The organism is Bradyrhizobium sp. Kon58, assembly GCF_055807455.1.
Genome location: NZ_JBVVOT010000005.1, coordinates 319,840 through 336,360, shown reverse-complemented (window position 1 = coordinate 336,360; position 16,521 = coordinate 319,840). Strand labels below are relative to the sequence as shown.

The following is a 16,521-nucleotide window of genomic DNA, read 5'->3' as shown; positions in this document are numbered from 1 at the left end:
CGATCACGCCAATTATCACATATGCGATTGATTACGCCCCTCCGCTCTCTTGCTGGCGGGAACGCGATCAAACATAGTTTCGCCCAACCACAAAAAGACTTGGGAGAAAACAATGATATCGACGAGCCGTCGCCATTTTGCGGGCGTGATCGCTGGGGCATTTGCATTCGCGGGCCTTACAGTGCCAGCCGCAGCCGCCGAGAAATGGGATCTCTATATCTATAATCCCGTGGCGACAGTCGCTGCGGCCAAGGGCATGAGTGCCGTCGCGGAGCAAATCGAAAAGGACACCGGCGGCGAGCTGTCGGTCCGGCTGCACCTCGGGGGCTCGCTCCCCATCAATACCACCACGATTACGCAGGCCGTCAGCGACGACGTCGTGCAGATGGGCGACGACGGATATTTCCTCGGCAACGTGCCGATTGGCGGCGTCCTGCGGCTGCCGATGCTGATCCGGTCTCTGGGCGAATACAAAAAGGCGGCGGACATCATGGCGCCGTACCTGGAAAAGGCGTTCGAAAAGAAGGGCCTTCTAGTGCTCGGGCAGTACCTCTATCCCTACCAAGTGGCATTCTCGAGCAAGAAGCTGACGTCGCTAGCCGAAGTCAAGGGCCAGAAGATCCGCGTGACATCGCCCGAGCAAGGCGAGTTCATCAAGCGGCTCGGCGGCGTGCCTGTCACGCTCGGCGCCCCGGAAGTTCCGTCCGCGCTCGACCGCAGCATCGTCGATGGCGTCCTCACTGCCAACACCGGCGGCGGTAACACCTGGAAGGACTTGCTCAAGTTCAATTACCGGCTGGGCATCAATTACTTCAACTCCGTCGTCATCGTGAACAAGGAGCGCTTCAACAAGCTGTCGCCGGAGATCCAGGCCAAAGTCCGCAAGGCCGTCACCGACAACATGCCGCTGATCACCAAGGCGATGGCGGACGAGGAAGACAGCCTCAGCAAGAAGTTCGCCGAAGGCGGCATGACGGTGACCGAGCCGCAACCCGGCGATCTCGACGTCGGCACCAAGGCGATTTCGGCCTATTGGGATGAATGGGCAAAATCGAAGGGGCCGGATGCTGCGGCCGCGCTCAAGCAGGTTCGTGCGGCGCTTGGCCGGTAATCGATCATGGCTGGCAGCATGGAGATCAAGGAGGTGGCGCCTGACGGCGCCGTCCACTTCATCGACAACGTCTCCTCGGGCCCTGGCCCGGTCGAGAACGCCTCAGAAGCGATTTGCGCGCTCTTCCTGATGGCCATGATCATCCTGATCGGAGCAGAGGCGATCGCACGCAATCTGTTTGCGACATCGCTCCAGATCACCGATGAGATTGGCGGCTATCTGCTGGTGGCCATGACCTTCCTGAGCATGTCGGTCGCCGAAGCCCATGGCGCATTTCACCGGGTCGAACTGGTTCAGGCCCGCCTCGGACAATCCGCCCGGCTGGCGTCGCAGATCGTCTTCGACCTGATGTCGCTGGTCGCCTCCGCGTCGCTTACCTGGCAGCTGACGCGCCTGGTCATGAACTCGTGGCGCGCGGAGGACGTGGCGCCCACGCCGCTGCAGACGCCGCTGTGGATGCCGCAGACCACCATGGCCATCGGCATGTTCCTGCTCTGCCTCGCCCTTCTCCGAACCATACTCACCAAGGCTCGCCGCCTTCGCAGGAGTGCGCAGTCATGACTCCGGGCGTCGAACTGATCTTTGTCCTGGCGATCTTCGTCGGGCTGCTCTGCGTGGGGATGACGATCCCGTTTTCGATCACAGTCCCATCTGTCCTTTATCTGGTGCTGCATGCAGGTCTGCCTGGACTGAAGGGTATCGGCCTCGTCAGTTGGGGCAGCATGAACAGCTTCACGCTCAGCGCGATCCCGCTGTTCATCCTGATGGCCGAGATCCTGCAGGAGAGCCGGCTGAGCTTGCGGGTGTATCACGGCCTGTCCAAACTGGTTTCCTGGATTCCCGGCGGCCTGCTGCAAACCAACATTGCCGGCTGCGCCATCTTCGCCGCCATCAGCGGCTCGAGCGTGGTCACCGCCGCGTCGATTGGGCGCGTCGCGCTTCCTGAATTGCAGAAGCGCAAATACAGTCCGCGCCTGTCCGCGGGCTCGCTGGCGGCGGGCGGCACGCTCGGCATCCTGATCCCGCCGAGCATCGCGATGATCGTGTACGGCACATTCACCGAGACGTCGGTCGCGAAACTGTTCATGGCCGGCGTGATGCCGGGCTTGCTGCTGACCGCGATGTTCATGGCCTATATCGCCATACATGCTTGGTTCAGACCCGAGTTCGCTCCGCGCGAGGTTGGCGCTCGTTCGGGTCGAGAACTGCTCGCGGCCCTGCTCGACGTCATCCCGTTCATGGTGCTGATCGGCGGAACCATTGGCAGCATCTATTCGGGTCTGGTCACGCCAACCGAGGCAGCGGCCGTCGGCTGCGTGCTGGCGATGATCATTGCAGTGTTCTGGGGCGAGTTCAGCGTCGCGATTCTGTGGCACGCCTTGCAAACCACGGTGCGCGTCTGCGGCAACATCCTGTTCATCGTCTATGCCGCTTTCCTGTTCTCCTACGCGATCAGTTATGCCGGTGTCGGCGAGCAGATTACGCAGTTCCTGGTCAACCTGAAGCTTTCCAGGCTGGAGTTCTTCTTCGCCCTGTTCGTTCTTTACACGGTGTTGGGCTGCCTGGTCGAAAGCCTCGGGATGATCGTGGTCACGGTGCCGCTGCTCTATCCGGTCCTGGTCCAGTACGGCATCGATCCAATCTGGTTCGGCGTAGTCCTGGTGCTGTTCATCGAGATGGGCCAGATCTCGCCGCCAATCGGCATCAACCTGTTCGTGATCCAGAGCATATGGTCGGGCAAGCTGAGCGACGTCGTCGCGGGCACGATCCCGTTTCACCTGATCATGTTCGCGCTGCTCGGCCTGCTGGTGATCTTCCCCGAAATCGCAATGTGGCTGCCTTCGCAAGTCACTGCCGTGCCTTGAGCGAGATACCCTGATGTATACACCGCCCGAAGAAATCAAGACTGAGGTCTTTGCCCGCCTGCCGGATAAGTTTCGACGCAAAGACCCCGACAATGCATGGTCGTTAGTCAACCGCCGCGGACTGGTGGCGGATTCCTTCCTTGAAGGGCCGTCATTCGACCGCGACGGTAATCTGTATATCGTGGACATTCCCTACGGACGCATCTTCCGCATCTCGCCCGCCGGAGAATTCACGCTCGTCGCCGAATATGACGGCGAGCCGAACGGGTTGAAGCTCGCGAGCGACGGGCGGATCGTCATCACGGACTATCGCCACGGCCTCATGACGCTCGACCCGGCCAGCGGCAAGGTCAGCTCCCTGCTGGAGCGGCGCTGGTCCGAGCGCTTCAAGGGCGTCAACGACCTAGTCTTTGCCGGCAACGGCGACATCTATTTCACCGACCAGGGCCAAACCGGAATTCACGACCCGACCGGCCGCGTCTATCGATTGCGGGTGGACGGAGTGCTCGACCAGATCGTCAGCAACGTCCCCAGCCCAAATGGCCTCGTGCTGAACGGCAGCGAACACATTCTTTACGTGGCCGCCACCCGGGGCAATGCCATCTGGCGCATACCGCTGATGCCTGACGGCACCGCATCGAAGGTCGGGATATTCATCCAGCTGTCAGGCAGTCTAGGCGGCCCCGACGGCCTTGCAATGGACGAGCAGGACAACCTTGCCATCGCCCACGCCGGTCTTGGCACCGTCTGGATCTTCAGCCGCCTCGGCGAACCGCTCTATCGGGTTCGCTCTTGCCAGGGCCTCGCCACGACCAACGTGGCCTATGGCGGCTCCGCCAACAAGAACCTCTACATTACGGAATCCGAGAGCGGTTGCGTGTTGGTCGCGCGCGTTCCTGTTGCTGGACGGCTCATGGAATCGCATCGGTAGTGCCGGGCGAGATAGGCAAGGGTTCGAGTCCCAGCAGCCGGCAATTGTTTGCTACGAGGAACGAAAGAATGGCCTTCATGCTCGGGAAAGTTCGAACAGTCGTACTGATACTTGGCCTGACGGCCTCGGGGGCGGCGATGGCCGCGTGGCCCGATGACAAGCCGGTCGAGGTCGTCGTTGGCTTCGCCGCGGGCGGCGGGACCGACGTCATGGCTCGCAAGCTGCTTCCTTTCGTCGAGAAGCGGCTCGGCGGAAACGCGCGTTTTGTTGTCCTCAACAAGCCCGGCGCCGGCGGCGAGATCGCGTTCACCGCGATCGCACGCGCTGCTCCCGACGCCTATTCGATGGGGGTAGTCAACGTGCCCGGCTACAACTTTCTGCCGATGACGCGGAAGACCCAGTACACTATGGACGAGATCCGTCTGGTCGCGCGCGTGGTCGACGATCCCGGCGTGATCGTCGTTCGCAACGATAGCCCGTTCACGACGATCACTAGCGTTCTCGACGCGCTGCGCAAGACGCCCGGTTCAGTCACGTTCGGCCATAACGGCGCAGGCACGAACGGGCATCTGGCCATCCGCATGCTCGCAAAGGCCGCCGGCGTCGAGCCGAATGAGATTTCCTATCACGGAACAGCAGCGCAGAGGACCGACGTGCTCGGCGGCCATCTGGATATAGGAATGGTCAGCCTGAGCGAAGTGCCTGAGCTTCACGGCACCAACAAAGGAGAGCTCCGGGCTATCGCAATGCTTTCTAAGGCTCGTTCCTTATCATTGCCCGGCGTCCCAACGGCCGAGGAAGCCGGCGTTCCCGTCATCATGACCGCCGAACGCGGCTTTGCGCTGCCGAAGGGCGCGCCCGATGACATTGCGAAGAAGCTGGAAGCCGCGATCGCCGAGAGCCTCAGCGATCCCGAATACATCAGGAGCTCACCCGGTGATGCTCCCGTCCTCGCTTTCATGGCCGGAGCCGAATGGCAGAAGCGTCTCGACGATATGACGAAGGGGTTGCAGCCGCTTGCGAGCGAACTGGCCGAGCCGAAATAGCTTCAGTCGATCGGAGCGCGCCGTTTATGCCAATCCGTAACTGGCTGCAAGTCCTATGGACGGTAGGAAGTCATTGAATTCGAGTGGCGTCGGGGCTCCCTCGGGCTCCCAAAAAGGCTTACCCAGGCATCCGCTGAGATCGACGATATGCGGTTCGATCTGACTTCCGCTCATGGCCGTAGCTGGCTTTCTACAACTCATGCCTGCTAGATGGGCCGGCGGCGTCACCTTATCTAGGCCCGGCCACCACTGATAAGCTTTCAGCAATTTCCTTATCAGTTCGCGAAACTGCTCCATTTGCGACAAGCCATATCGGTTGCCGACTGACTGCTGCGCTCACCAACCCCACTTCGTCTCGGACTCGCTAAATGAGCCCTATCTTCCAGTCGACTCCGCAGGCTAGGAGATTGCGCGCGCGTCTTGGTGTTCCGTGACACCGTTCATTCAATGGGCGCGCGCCGGGTGTGCCAGTCCGTCACCGACTGGAAGGCATGACCAGCGCGGGCAAGCACATCCTCGGACAGATGCGGACCCACCAACTGCATGCTGAGCGGCAGGCCGTCGGACGCCATCCCGTTCGGCAGTGTGATAGTGGGGCTGCCCGAGAAGTCGAACACTGCGGTGAAGCGGAGGATACTGAGCAGCACGTTCGGATCGGCACCGTATTCGCCCATCTTGGTCAGCGTTGGGATCGGCAGAGGCATTGTCGGGATCAGCAGCAGGTCGATATCGCCGAACAAGGCGGCGAGACTGCCGCAAAACTTCAGTCGCTCATGATGGATCTGCGCGATTTCGACACCGCTCATCGACCTGCCCTGCTCGATCAGCTGCGCCAGATCGGGGCCGTATTCCGATTTTCGCGACGGATAGGTCTCCAGGTGCGCCTCCGCCGTTTCGATCGAGCACATCGGGATCCACATGCTGACAAGCTTCTCGTAGGCCGGGAACTTGACGTCGCGCATATCGGCACCGAGCGCGGCCAGCGTGCGTTCGGCTTCCAGCAACGCAGCGACCACCTGCGAATCGATCCCGTCCTGGATGTAGCTGCGGTCTACGCCGATCCGTACGCCCCGGATGCCGTCACCGATACCGGCCAGATAGTTCGGCACCGGCGCCTGCAGGGCCGTGGAATCATTCACATCGGCGCCCGCGATGACGCCAAGCATAGCGGCGGCATCGGCCGCGCTCCGGCACATCGGCCCGACATGGTCGAGCGAGTCCGCCAGCGGAAACACGCCGTGACGGCTGACGCGTCCCCAGGTAGGCTTGATTCCTGTCAGTCCGCAGGTTGCGGACGGAAACCGGATCGAGCCGCCAGTATCAGTGCCAATCGAACCGAAGCATAGGCCCGCCGAGGTTGCCGCGCCCGATCCACTTGAGGAAGAGCCGACCCAGTAGTCGACGCCCCAGGGATTGAGAGGTGCCTCGTCGTTCGGATGATGACTGGTGTAGGCGCCCTCAGTCATCTTCAGCTTGCCGAGTATGATGGCGCCGGCATGCTCGAGCCGGTCCACGATGGTCGCGTTGAAGGGCGGGATAAATTTGGCGTGCATCGTCGTGCCGCCCGCAGTCGGCGCAAAGATCGTGTAGCAGAGATCCTTCAATCCGATCGGCACGCCGTGCAGCGGTCCGCGCCAGATGCCTTTCGCTAGCTCGGCGTCACATAGCTTCGCTTGCGCCATGGCGCGCTCAGCGAGAACGAGTGCGTAGCTGTGGAACTTTCCATCGAGCTTGTCGATCCGGCTCACTATGGCCTCGGTTACCTTCGAGGGCAGCAGCTCGCCCCGGCGGAACAGATCGGAGAGTTCGATAATCGATTTGTAGTGAATTGGATCTGCTGACATTTGACAGCCTTCTTGTTGTCGAAAGCGGTTTAGGCCACCTGCGCCGCAGCCGACGCGGTCCGGTGACCATGGGCTCTCGATGCTTAGAACTGCACGCCGCGCGTGAGAGCCCCATCGACCACGAGGTTGGTTCCAGTGATGAAGCTCGCCGCCTTGCTGGCGAGGAACACCGCGCCGTTCGCCATCTCCTGTGGCGTGCCCATGCGGCCGGTAGGGTTCAGCGCCAATGCGCTCTTGTACAGCTCGGGATTGCCGTCCCTGATCTGATTCCAGACACCGCCCTCGAAATAGGTGTTGCCCGGCGACACCGAATTGGCGCGGATGCCTTTGCCGGCAAGCTGGAAGGCGAGTCCTTGCGTGTAGTGAATGATCGCGGCCTTGAACGTGCCGTAGGGACCGCTAGCGAAATCGACCTCGCGGCCTGAGACGCTGGAGATGGTGACGATCGCGCCGGCCTTGCTCTTCTCCAGATACGGCATCGCTGCATTGACCAGCCGCACCGTACCCATCATGTCGGTCGAAAATTCTTTCTCCCAGCTCTCCTCGTCCTGTCCGATCGACAGCGCACTAACGTTGGCCACGACGATGTCAATGCCGCCGAGCTTGGAGGCCATGTCCTCGACCCAGGCCTTGAGCGCCGGACCGTTCGAGACATCGACCGAGCTACCATACGCGGCGATGCCCTTGGCCTTGATCGCGGTGACTGCGGTATCGACGTCTGCCTGGTTGCGCGCGCAGATTCCGACATCCGCGCCCTCGGCCGCGAATGTATCAGCGATCGCCCTGCCGATCCCCTTGGTGCTGCCGGTGACGAGAACCTTCGCTCCCTTGAGTCCCAGATCCATGTCCATTCCCTCCCTTGACGACTTGAAAACATGCTATGTGGCCATTCAGAGTAGGAGCTGCTCGCGAACATTGTCCTCGTTGACCTCGTCACCCGCCAGCGATTGCGTGATCTTGCCCTTCTCCATGATGTAACAACGCTCGGCGATCGCCAGGATCGTGTCGAGGTTTTGCTCCACGAAGATAATCGTGGTGCCGAGCTCGTTCCGAAACGACCTCAGCGCCTCGCAGATGTGCTGGACGATCGAGGGCTGGATACCCTCGGACGGCTCGTCCAGGATCATCAAGGACGGATTGCCGATCAGCGCACGGCCTATGGCGAGCTGTTGCTGCTCGCCGCCCGACATGGTGCCTGCGGCCTGCCGTCGGCGTTCTTTCAGTCGCGGAAAATACTCATAGACGAGTTCAGGCAGCTTCTTGCCACCGGGACCGCCAATCAACTCTCCCACCTGCAGGTTTTCCTCGACAGTCATCTGCGGAAAGACATCGCGTCCCTGCGGGATGTAGCCGAAGCCTGCCCTCGCCCGCGCGTCGGCTTCGAGCCTTGTGATGTCCTGCCCCATGAAGCTGATCGTGCCACGCCAGGTCTGCAGCAAACCGATCAGGCACCGCATCAGAGTCGATTTACCTACACCGTTACGGCCGATCACGCCGACGATCTCGCCGCGCGAGACCGACATCGTGACGCCCTGCAGGATCGGCGTCGCACCGTATCCCGCCCACAATTCCGATACGTCGAGAATCTGGTCAGTGGGATTGGGTTTAGTGAGCATGGGTCTTACCGAGATAGATCTGCGCGACCTTTTCGTCCTGCAAAATGCCTTTGAGATCACCGCGCGCGAAAATCTTGCCGAGATGCAACACCGTGACGCGCTGGGCAACCTGACGCACGAAGGCCATGTCATGCTCGACGACAAGCACCGTCATGCCTTCGGCATTGAACGACTTGATCAACTCGCCGGTCTTGAACGTTTCATCCGGAGACATGCCGGCGGTCGGCTCGTCCAGCAGCAGGAGCTGAGGCTTCAGCGCCAGCGCCATCCCGATCTCGAGCCATTGCTGCTGGCCATGCGACAGCGCACCCGCGAGCTTCTCGCTGTCCGGCCCGAGGTTGAGCAGAGTCAGCAGGCGATCCTCCTCGGCGATGCGTTCCGCACCGGACAATCGCTCCTGGAGCGCAATCCGGATGTTTTGCTGGACCGGCAGCTCCTTGAACACGCTTGGAGCCTGCATCTTGATGCTCATGCCCCGCTGCACGCGCGCATATGGACGTTCAGCCGTGATGTCGACGGTATCGAACAGGATGCTGCCTTGGCTCGGCGGGTAAAGACCCACGATCAGCTTGAACAATGTGCTCTTACCGGCGCCATTGGGTCCGATCAGGCAGTGGACCTCGCCGGCGTTGACCGTGAGGTCGACGTCGGAGACTGCGGTCAATCCGCCAAAACGCTTGGATACGCCTTTGACTTCAACCAGCGCCATGATCAGGTCTCTTCCGATTGCAAGCGACCAGCCTCCGCCATGACGGGGTTCCCTTTGCGCCGCCGACGCCCGCTCCACCAGTCAGCAGCAAGCTTGCCGATGCCGAGCACAAAACCCTGCGGCGCCAGCATCACCGTGGCGAGCAGCAGCGCCCCCATCAGCACGAGTGCTGCCTGCTGGCTGTAGACCGTGATGGTCTGAAAGCCGAACAGCAGCAGGAACGATCCGACCAGCGTCGCGGTCAGATCGCTCCGTCCGGAGAAAGCCACCCATATGATAGGCATCGCCGCAGCAGGCAGACCGATGCTGGACGGCGTGATGAACTGCCCCCATGACGTGTACAACGCGCCGCTGAGGCCCGCCAGGCCGCTGCCAATCACAAAAGTCAGCAGCTGATATTTTCGGACATCGTAACCTAGCATCTCGGCACGCTGCGGGTTTTCCCGCGTTGCCACGATGACGTTGCCTATGCCCGAATTCACCAGCATGCGCAGCGCGAGGTAGACGATCACGATCAACGCGATCATGACGTAGTACAGCGTCGATCCTTCGATAAACAAGTCGCCCACGGTCAGCGGGTCCATGCCCTTCATGCCGTTGAAGCCGTTGAGCCGAGCCGAGCCTATGTGCCACTCCGGCCCTGCAGTTTGGCCAAGGAAGAAGGCGAGCACGAGGGTCGCGGACAACGTCACGATACCGAAGAAGATGCCGCTGATACCGCCCCAAATCATGAAATAGCCGAGGATGCCCGCCGCCACCATCGCTAGGACAACGGCGAGCATCAGCGCGACGATCGTTGCTGTGCCGCCGCCCATGTTGATCGCGAGCACGCCGTACCCGTAGCCGGCGATGCCGAAGAACAAGGTCTGGCCGAACGATAGCATGCCGCCATAACCCCACATCAAGCATAGGCCGAGCGCCATGAAGATCCAGATCAGAAAGTAGGCGAAATTGCCAACGTCGTAGGAATCAGCGAACAGCGGATATGTCAGCGCGCCTGCGAGCACGACAAGGAAGCTGGACCAGAAGACCTTGCCACGTCCGAGGGTCTGCGGACCTTCCAGCAGCTTCAACATCACGATTCCCTTTAGCGCCCACGACGAACTAGAACACTGGAGAGTCCCTCGGGCAGAACCCGAATGATCAAAATAACAGCGACCAGCATGCCAATCTGCCCGATGATCTGGCCGTAGCTCGCGTTCAGCGCCATCCGGATCATGGCCAGCAACACGGCCGCTGGCGCTGTTCCGAGCAGCACGTTCGCCCCTCCGATCACGACTGTGACAAAGCTTTCGACCACGAAGGTCGCTCCCATGGTCGGGATCAGCGTCATGGTTGGTGCGTAGAGGGCCCCGCAAAGCCCGGCGAGACCCGTGCCGATTCCGAAACTGATCGCATAGATGCGGCCAGTGCGCGCGCCCAGCGCCTTCGCCATAGCCGCATTCTGCATCGTCGCGCGCGAGATCACGCCGAATCGCGTCTTCATGAAGATGATGTAAAGACCGGCCAGCACCGCTACCGCGCACGCGAACAGCACCAGACGATAGGTCGAAAACGTATAGCCACTGATCGCAAAACTTCCCTCGGGCGTTCCGATGCCCCGCACCGCGGAGCCTACGATCAGAAGCATCGATTGCGTTACGATCAGACTAAGGCCCCAGGTCGCGAGCAGAGAGTCCAGCGGCCGCTTGTAGAAGCGTCGCACGACCAGGAACTCGACGAGGACACCGATGAGCCCCGCCGTGAGCGCGGCCAGGATCTGCGCAATTGCGAGCGGAACGCCCAGATTCACAAGGCCGACGGTGACATAAGCGCCGCACATGATGAACTCGCCATGCGCCATGTTGATGACGCCCATCATACCGAACACGATGGCAAGACCTGCAGCCGAGAGAATGAGGAACGCGAACACGTCGGCGAACTGATAGAATACTGAGAATACTTCAGCCGACATCTTGGTTCCTCTGTCGATCCCGGCGCCGCATCGTTGCGGCGCCGGCCTTGTACAGAACGCGACTCTCAATACGAGCAAAATCCGTGCCCGTCAGGTATCACGATTTCTTCGGGAGATGGCTTGGCGTGTATTGGTCCTTGTCGTTCTTCTTGGTGAGATCGCAACCGATTTCGCTAAGCCAGTACGGCTGGATCGTCCCATAGTCCTTCTCGACCTTCACCTCATGCTTCGGCCCGACCGAGATCAGACGCATGCGGTGCGATGTGTGCTGGCTCTTCGGATCGATGCACACCTTGCCTTCGGGAGCGTCGATGCATGCATCGCCGGTCGCGATCACCTTGCGCATGTCGTCGAGCTTGATCGACTTCGCTTTCTCGACCAGCGCCTTGTACATATAGAGCGCGTTATAGGCATTGTAGCCCATGTCGTTGATGTAGAGTTCGTCAGGGAATTTCGCATGCCAGCGCTTCTTGAACTCGGTCGCTTCCGGCGTGTCGATCTCCTCAAACCAATTCGCAGTCGCATGCATGTTGTTAAGCGCAGGCGGCTTGAACCGCTTGTGCTCGAAGCCGAGCATGACCTTGATCGACGATCCCATCGGCAGATTGAGGTTGGCCGCAGCCGCCTGCTCGAAGAATGAATCCTGCGCAGCGCCGACATTGATCGTGAGTAGCCAATCCGGCTTCGCTTTCTGGATGTTCTGGATGGTCTGCGCGAACTGCGACACGCCGAGCGGAATGAACTCCTCGCCTACGACCTCGCCGCCGAGATCCTTCATGATCTTGCGGTTCCACTCGGCCGAGATTTGACCGAAATTGTAATCAGCGGCGATGACATAGACCTTCTTTCCGAATTTCTCGACCATCCATGGAATCAACGTTGAGAATTGCTGCTCCGGCACTGCGCCCATGCTAATCATGCTGGCGTCACAGACGCCGCCTTCATACTGATTGGTGTAGAAGTACGGTGTCGAGGTGCGATCGACGATGGGACGTAGCGCCTCGCGAGAAGCCGAGGTGATGCCCCCGATCAGAACGTCGACCTTGTCGCGGTTGAGCAGTCGACGGCCGAACTCCTGATAGCGCGCGTTGTCGCCCTGCGGATCAAGGTGAATCAGCTCGATCTGTCGCCCCAGGATGCCACCGCTTTTGTTGATCTCCTCGACTGCCAGCTGCGATCCATGCAGCTTTGGCATTCCCATGAAGGCGAGGTCCCCGGACACATCCTCGAGCAGACCTACCTTCAACGGCGGTTCCGCCGCCCGACCAACACACGCGCCTGCCACTGTACCGAGCATGGCGCCAAGTAAGACCATTCTGAGCTTACGTCCCGAATTCATCGTGATATCTCCTGTTCTGAAAGCGTCTGGACGTCATGGCTTGAGGTAATTCTTCAGGATCGATGCCCCCATCGTGTATTTTGGATCGACCATGTTGCCGAGCCGCATGCGGCCGGCTTGGCTGAGCAGCATGTAGGCGTCGATCTCGTCGAAGCCGTAATCGGCCGCCATCCACCGCACGAGTTCGCGATAGGCGATACGCGCCGCGTCCTCAAGCGGACGCGCGCTGCCGATCGTCATGATGAAGTCCTTCGTCTCGAGCCGCGGCCAGGCGAAGCTCCAGTTCTTGATCAGGTCGACCTGCAACGTGACGGTTGCGCGCTGCTCCAGCGCCACGCCCGAGAGCTCACCGTCGCCCTGCGTCGCATGGCAGTCGCCGACGTAAAGCATCCCGCCCTCGGTATGCACCGGGAAATAGATGATCGCTCCGGGAGCGACATCGGGCAGATCCATGTTGCCGCCGTGGTAGTCGGGTTGCAGCGACGAGATCGCCTCGATCTCCGGAGAGACGCCGATTGTGCCGATGAACGGCTCGTAGGGCAGCGTGATCTTATCGTTCCAGCGCACGCCGTTCCTGTCGACATGCAGCTTCTTCACACGCTCCGGCAGCGGCGGATTGAGCAGCGCCGTCGAGCTTGTTCCAACCAACCCCCCGAACTCCGGAATAATGCAGGTCGTTCCGGCCGGCTGTTCACCCCGCGTCTCGACATCGCGGATATAGATTGCAAGGCAATCGCCCTTCTTGGCGCCTTTGACGGCGATCGGTCCGCATTGCGGGTTGAGATAGGGGAAGTTCAGTTTGGCCGTGGGGCTGTCGCTCTCCTTGGTGAGCACGCCGCCAAAGGCGTCTTCCGTCTCGACGACGACCACTCCGCCCGGATCGATGGACAAGGTCGGCTTGGCATAGGGACCGTAGACGTAGTGGAAGCTACCTTGTTGCTCGATGGTCAGACTATGCGTCGCGCCGATCGCACCCTTGGCGACTGCGCGTTCAGCCATGATGGATGTCTTCAACCAGTCTTCGGACATGTGATCGGCTCCTCAGCTCAGATCGGGGGATGACGCTTGTGCCAGTCGGTAACGCGCTGGAACGCATCGCCTGCGCGAACGAGGCCGGCCTCATCGAAGTGACGGCCGACGAACTGGAAGCCGACCGGACCGCTATTTGCGGTGAAGCCCCCGGGCAGCGTCACGGTCGGGCTTCCCGTCATGTCGAACGGACACGTAAAGCGGAGCAATCCAGAGATGAGGGAGGCGTCCTCGCCGAGGGCCGCCATCTTGGCGAGGGTTGGCGCCGCGAATGCCTGCGCCGGCACCGCGAGGAGATCGACCGACTCGAACAGAAGGCGGACGGCGCCACGAAACGCCTCGCGGCGAAGCACGATCTTCTGATAGTCCATGCCGGACTGCTGCCGGCCGAGATCGAGCAGGCCCGCGAGCGCCGGGCCGTACTCGTCCTTGCGCGCAGGATAAGTGTCCTCGTGCGCGACGGCCACCTCGATGCCGCAGAGCGGGAACCAGTCGTCGATCACCGCCTTCGGATCGGGAAACGTGACCTCCTTGATCTTCGCGCCGAGGTCGGCCGCCACACGCAACCCCTCAGCCAACACCATGGCCGCATCGCCGTCGGGGCCTTCGCTGGTACAGCGCCGGTCGACGCCGATCGTCACGCCACGCAGGTCGCCGGAGAGACCAGCGAGATAGTCGGGCACGGGCAGCGGGACCGACGTCGTGTCCTTGGGGTCCTGACCCGCGATCACGCCGAGGATCGCGCCGCAGTCGACCGCGCTCCTTGCCATCGGGCCGATATGATCCAGCGTCGCCGCAAGCTCGAACGCGCCGTAGCGACTGACTCGTCCCCAGGTCGGCTTGAGCCCGGTGATGCCGTTGGCCGCGGACGGAAAACGGATCGATCCGCCGGTATCGGTACCGAGCGAGCCGAAGCAGAGCCCTGCCGCGGTGGCGACGCCGGAGCCGCTCGAGGACGCGCCGGGCCAGAGATCCGCGTTCCACGGATTTTTCGGCGGGTCGATCTTCGGGTGATGATCGGCGTAAGCGCCTTCGGTCTGCTGCAGTTTCCCGAGAATGATTGCGCCGGCTCCCTTCAACCGCGCCACGACAGTTGCGTCCTCGGTTGGACGAAAGTCGCGATGGATGGTCATGCCGTGCGCGGCGGGCGCGCCCTTTGCCCAGCAGAGGTCCTTCACCGCCACCGGCACGCCGTGCAGCGGCCCCCTGATCTTGCCGGAAGCGACTTCCTTCTCGGCCGCCGCCGCTTCGGCGAGCGCCGAGTCGGCCATTACATAAGCAAAGCTCTTGAGCTTGCCGTCGAGCTGCTCGATCCGCCCGAGCATCGCTTTGGTCGCTTCGACCGGCGATAGCTCCTTCGCCTGGATCTTCCGCCCGACGTCAACGAGTCCTAGATAGTGGAGATCTGCTGTCGCCATCGCCTATCATCCTCCCACTCGATGTGACACACGGTCGTCTTCACGCATGCGCTATCCTCACTGGCGACGCGGACGCATCGCCAGCTTCCCCGGCGGCAAACGAAAAAAGCCACCCGTCCCTCCCGAATGAGGCGACGAATGGCTCAAATGCCGCGGCTATGATCTATCGCTTAGGGTCCACAATCGAACGAAGCACTTAGTGCAAAGAGCTGGACGTCATCGGCCAGATCGGCGCACGCAAGGTTCGGCAGGTAACCCCTAGGAGAAAAGTCTAAGTAACTGCCCATCGCATTGTCAACGATGCTCTCTGCCTAAATTTCGATAGTGCTGCGCAGCAAAACGGCAGGCTACTTGCACTGCCATCCCCGATGATGATTTCATTGTCGCGTTGCACCACCGAAAGTCGGCAATGACAAAATCGTCTGTTCCCGTTGGCATCATCTGCTCGCAGTCCGGGCCCTATCAGGCCATGGGCCGCGAGATCCTCAAGAGCGCCATAATGGCGGTCGACGAGATCAACAACCAGGCGGAGTTTGATTTCTCGATCGCTCCCCATATTCGCGATCCCCACGGCGTCATCTCGGAGTATCATACGGTCTGCGACGACCTCATCCGCAATGTCCGCGTCGAGCACATCATCGGCTGCTACACGTCGGCATCGCGCAAACAAGTGCTGCCCATCGTGGAGCGCACCGATCGCCTACTCTGGTATCCTGCGCGCTATGAAGGCTTCGAGTGCTCCGACAACGTGATTTATGTCGGCGCTTCTCCAAATCACAACGTCTTGCCGCTCGTCCAATACGTGCTCGACAATCTGTCACGGGAGATCTTCTGCGTCGGCTCCAACTACGTCTGGACTTGGGAGACAAATCGCGTCACCCGTGAACTGGTCAGCGCGGCAGATGGCCAAATCCTCGCCGAACGGCTGCTCGAACTCGGCGAAGGTGCCGTCGATCACATTGTCGACGAGATCGTTCGTCGCAAACCGCCAGTCGTGTTCAATACGTTGGTCGGAAGCTCGAGCTACGACTTCATCCACGCCTTTCACGCCGGCACCAAGGCCGCGGGTCTGGAGATTCCCATGTTGAGCTGCAGCCTCTGCGAGCCGGAACTCGCGATCATCGGACCGGCATCGGCCGGCTGCATCACGTCGTCGGCCTATTTCGAGAGCATCCGCCTGCCGGAGAACCGCGCGTTCGTCGCACGCTGGAAGGCGCGGTATGGTGACGACAGCAGCCCCTCCGTCGACGGGCAATCCGCCTATGTTGCGGTCTATTTGCTGGCGCGCGCGCTGCAGCGCGCGGGCACATCCGACATCGCCGAGGTGCGGCGCGCCGCGGCAGGCTATCGCTACAATTCGCCGCAAGGGCCGGTCTGGATCGACGGCGGCAACAATCATTGCGTCCTTACACCGCGGTTGGCCGTATCCAATCCGCACGGACAATTTGATATCTTCTGGGAAGCCGACGCGCCTGTTAAGCCTGATCCTTACCTGACGCAGCTCGACGTTGCGGTCAGCCCTTCGAGGGAGATCTCGGTGGGCGGCGCATTGCCGAGCGCGCCGCATTTGCGGGTTGTGAAATGAGCAGACCGTCTTCGTTTTCGCTGCGCGGACGCAAGGCGCTCGTTGCCATCAAGGACGAACGCGATGCAATCATC

At 61.1% G+C, this 16,521-nt stretch carries 15 protein-coding genes; 6 read left to right on the top strand and 9 right to left on the bottom strand.

Annotated features, from left to right (window positions below):
* Nucleotides 1-112 precede the first annotated feature (112 nt).
* From dctP to AC0L20_RS12450, 5 genes are all read left to right on the top strand, one after another.
* A complete protein-coding gene (gene dctP / locus AC0L20_RS12470; RefSeq protein ID WP_473288766.1) occupies nt 113-1,111 on the top strand; it encodes a TRAP transporter substrate-binding protein DctP in 999 nt (332 codons plus the stop codon).
* Nucleotides 1,112-1,117: 6 nt separating this feature from the next.
* Nucleotides 1,118-1,672: a TRAP transporter small permease gene (locus AC0L20_RS12465; RefSeq protein ID WP_473288765.1), complete on the top strand. Its 555-nt coding sequence runs from the start codon at nt 1,118-1,120 to the stop codon at nt 1,670-1,672.
* Entirely contained in the window at nt 1,669-2,976 is a 1,308-nt protein-coding gene (locus tag AC0L20_RS12460) for a TRAP transporter large permease (protein ID WP_473288764.1), read from the top strand. Before AC0L20_RS12465 ends, AC0L20_RS12460 begins: the two co-directional genes overlap by 4 nt.
* 13 nt (nt 2,977-2,989) lie before the next feature.
* Nucleotides 2,990-3,907, top strand: a complete 918-nt coding sequence (locus tag AC0L20_RS12455) for an SMP-30/gluconolactonase/LRE family protein (RefSeq protein WP_473288763.1) — start codon at nt 2,990-2,992, stop codon at nt 3,905-3,907.
* Nucleotides 3,908-4,044: 137 nt separating this feature from the next.
* A complete protein-coding gene (locus tag AC0L20_RS12450) occupies nt 4,045-4,953 on the top strand; it encodes a tripartite tricarboxylate transporter substrate binding protein (RefSeq protein ID WP_473288762.1) in 909 nt (302 codons plus the stop codon).
* A gap of 440 nt (nt 4,954-5,393) precedes the next feature.
* Here AC0L20_RS12450 and AC0L20_RS12445 read toward each other — a convergent pair whose 3' ends face one another.
* The 9 genes from AC0L20_RS12445 to AC0L20_RS12405 all read right to left on the bottom strand — a co-directional run bounded on the left by AC0L20_RS12445 (nt 5,394) and on the right by AC0L20_RS12405 (nt 14,862).
* Nucleotides 5,394-6,797 (bottom strand): amidase, encoded by a 1,404-nt coding sequence (locus tag AC0L20_RS12445; RefSeq protein WP_473288761.1) that lies wholly within the window; start codon nt 6,795-6,797, stop codon nt 5,394-5,396.
* 83 nt (nt 6,798-6,880) lie between these two features.
* Nucleotides 6,881-7,642 carry an SDR family NAD(P)-dependent oxidoreductase gene (locus AC0L20_RS12440; RefSeq protein WP_354208889.1) on the bottom strand — a complete coding sequence of 254 codons (762 nt, stop codon included), beginning with the start codon at nt 7,640-7,642 and terminating at the stop codon, nt 6,881-6,883.
* Between the two features lie 45 nt (nt 7,643-7,687).
* Complete coding sequence (locus tag AC0L20_RS12435; RefSeq protein WP_354208890.1) at nt 7,688-8,413, bottom strand: ABC transporter ATP-binding protein; 726 nt, start codon at nt 8,411-8,413, stop codon at nt 7,688-7,690.
* On the bottom strand, nt 8,403-9,122 hold the full coding sequence (locus AC0L20_RS12430; protein ID WP_247288218.1) for an ABC transporter ATP-binding protein: 720 nt from the start codon (nt 9,120-9,122) through the stop codon (nt 8,403-8,405). Before AC0L20_RS12430 ends, AC0L20_RS12435 begins: the two co-directional genes overlap by 11 nt.
* Nucleotides 9,123-9,124: 2 nt before the next feature.
* Nucleotides 9,125-10,198, bottom strand: a complete 1,074-nt coding sequence (locus AC0L20_RS12425; RefSeq protein WP_247288217.1) for a branched-chain amino acid ABC transporter permease — start codon at nt 10,196-10,198, stop codon at nt 9,125-9,127.
* A gap of 11 nt (nt 10,199-10,209) precedes the next feature.
* Nucleotides 10,210-11,076 carry an ABC transporter permease subunit gene (locus tag AC0L20_RS12420; RefSeq protein ID WP_473288760.1) on the bottom strand — a complete coding sequence of 289 codons (867 nt, stop codon included), beginning with the start codon at nt 11,074-11,076 and terminating at the stop codon, nt 10,210-10,212.
* Between the two features lie 97 nt (nt 11,077-11,173).
* On the bottom strand, nt 11,174-12,391 hold the full coding sequence (locus tag AC0L20_RS12415; protein WP_456769839.1) for an urea ABC transporter substrate-binding protein: 1,218 nt from the start codon (nt 12,389-12,391) through the stop codon (nt 11,174-11,176).
* A gap of 57 nt (nt 12,392-12,448) precedes the next feature.
* Nucleotides 12,449-13,444 carry an acetamidase/formamidase family protein gene (locus AC0L20_RS12410; RefSeq protein WP_247288215.1) on the bottom strand — a complete coding sequence of 332 codons (996 nt, stop codon included), beginning with the start codon at nt 13,442-13,444 and terminating at the stop codon, nt 12,449-12,451.
* Nucleotides 13,445-13,461: 17 nt separating this feature from the next.
* Entirely contained in the window at nt 13,462-14,862 is a 1,401-nt protein-coding gene (locus AC0L20_RS12405; RefSeq protein WP_473288759.1) for an amidase, read from the bottom strand.
* A 409-nt stretch (nt 14,863-15,271) separates the two neighbouring features.
* On the opposite strand from AC0L20_RS12405, the gene AC0L20_RS12400 reads away from it, so the two are divergent.
* Entirely contained in the window at nt 15,272-16,447 is a 1,176-nt protein-coding gene (locus tag AC0L20_RS12400) for a transporter substrate-binding domain-containing protein (protein WP_129276036.1), read from the top strand.
* Nucleotides 16,448-16,521: the final 74 nt, after the last annotated feature.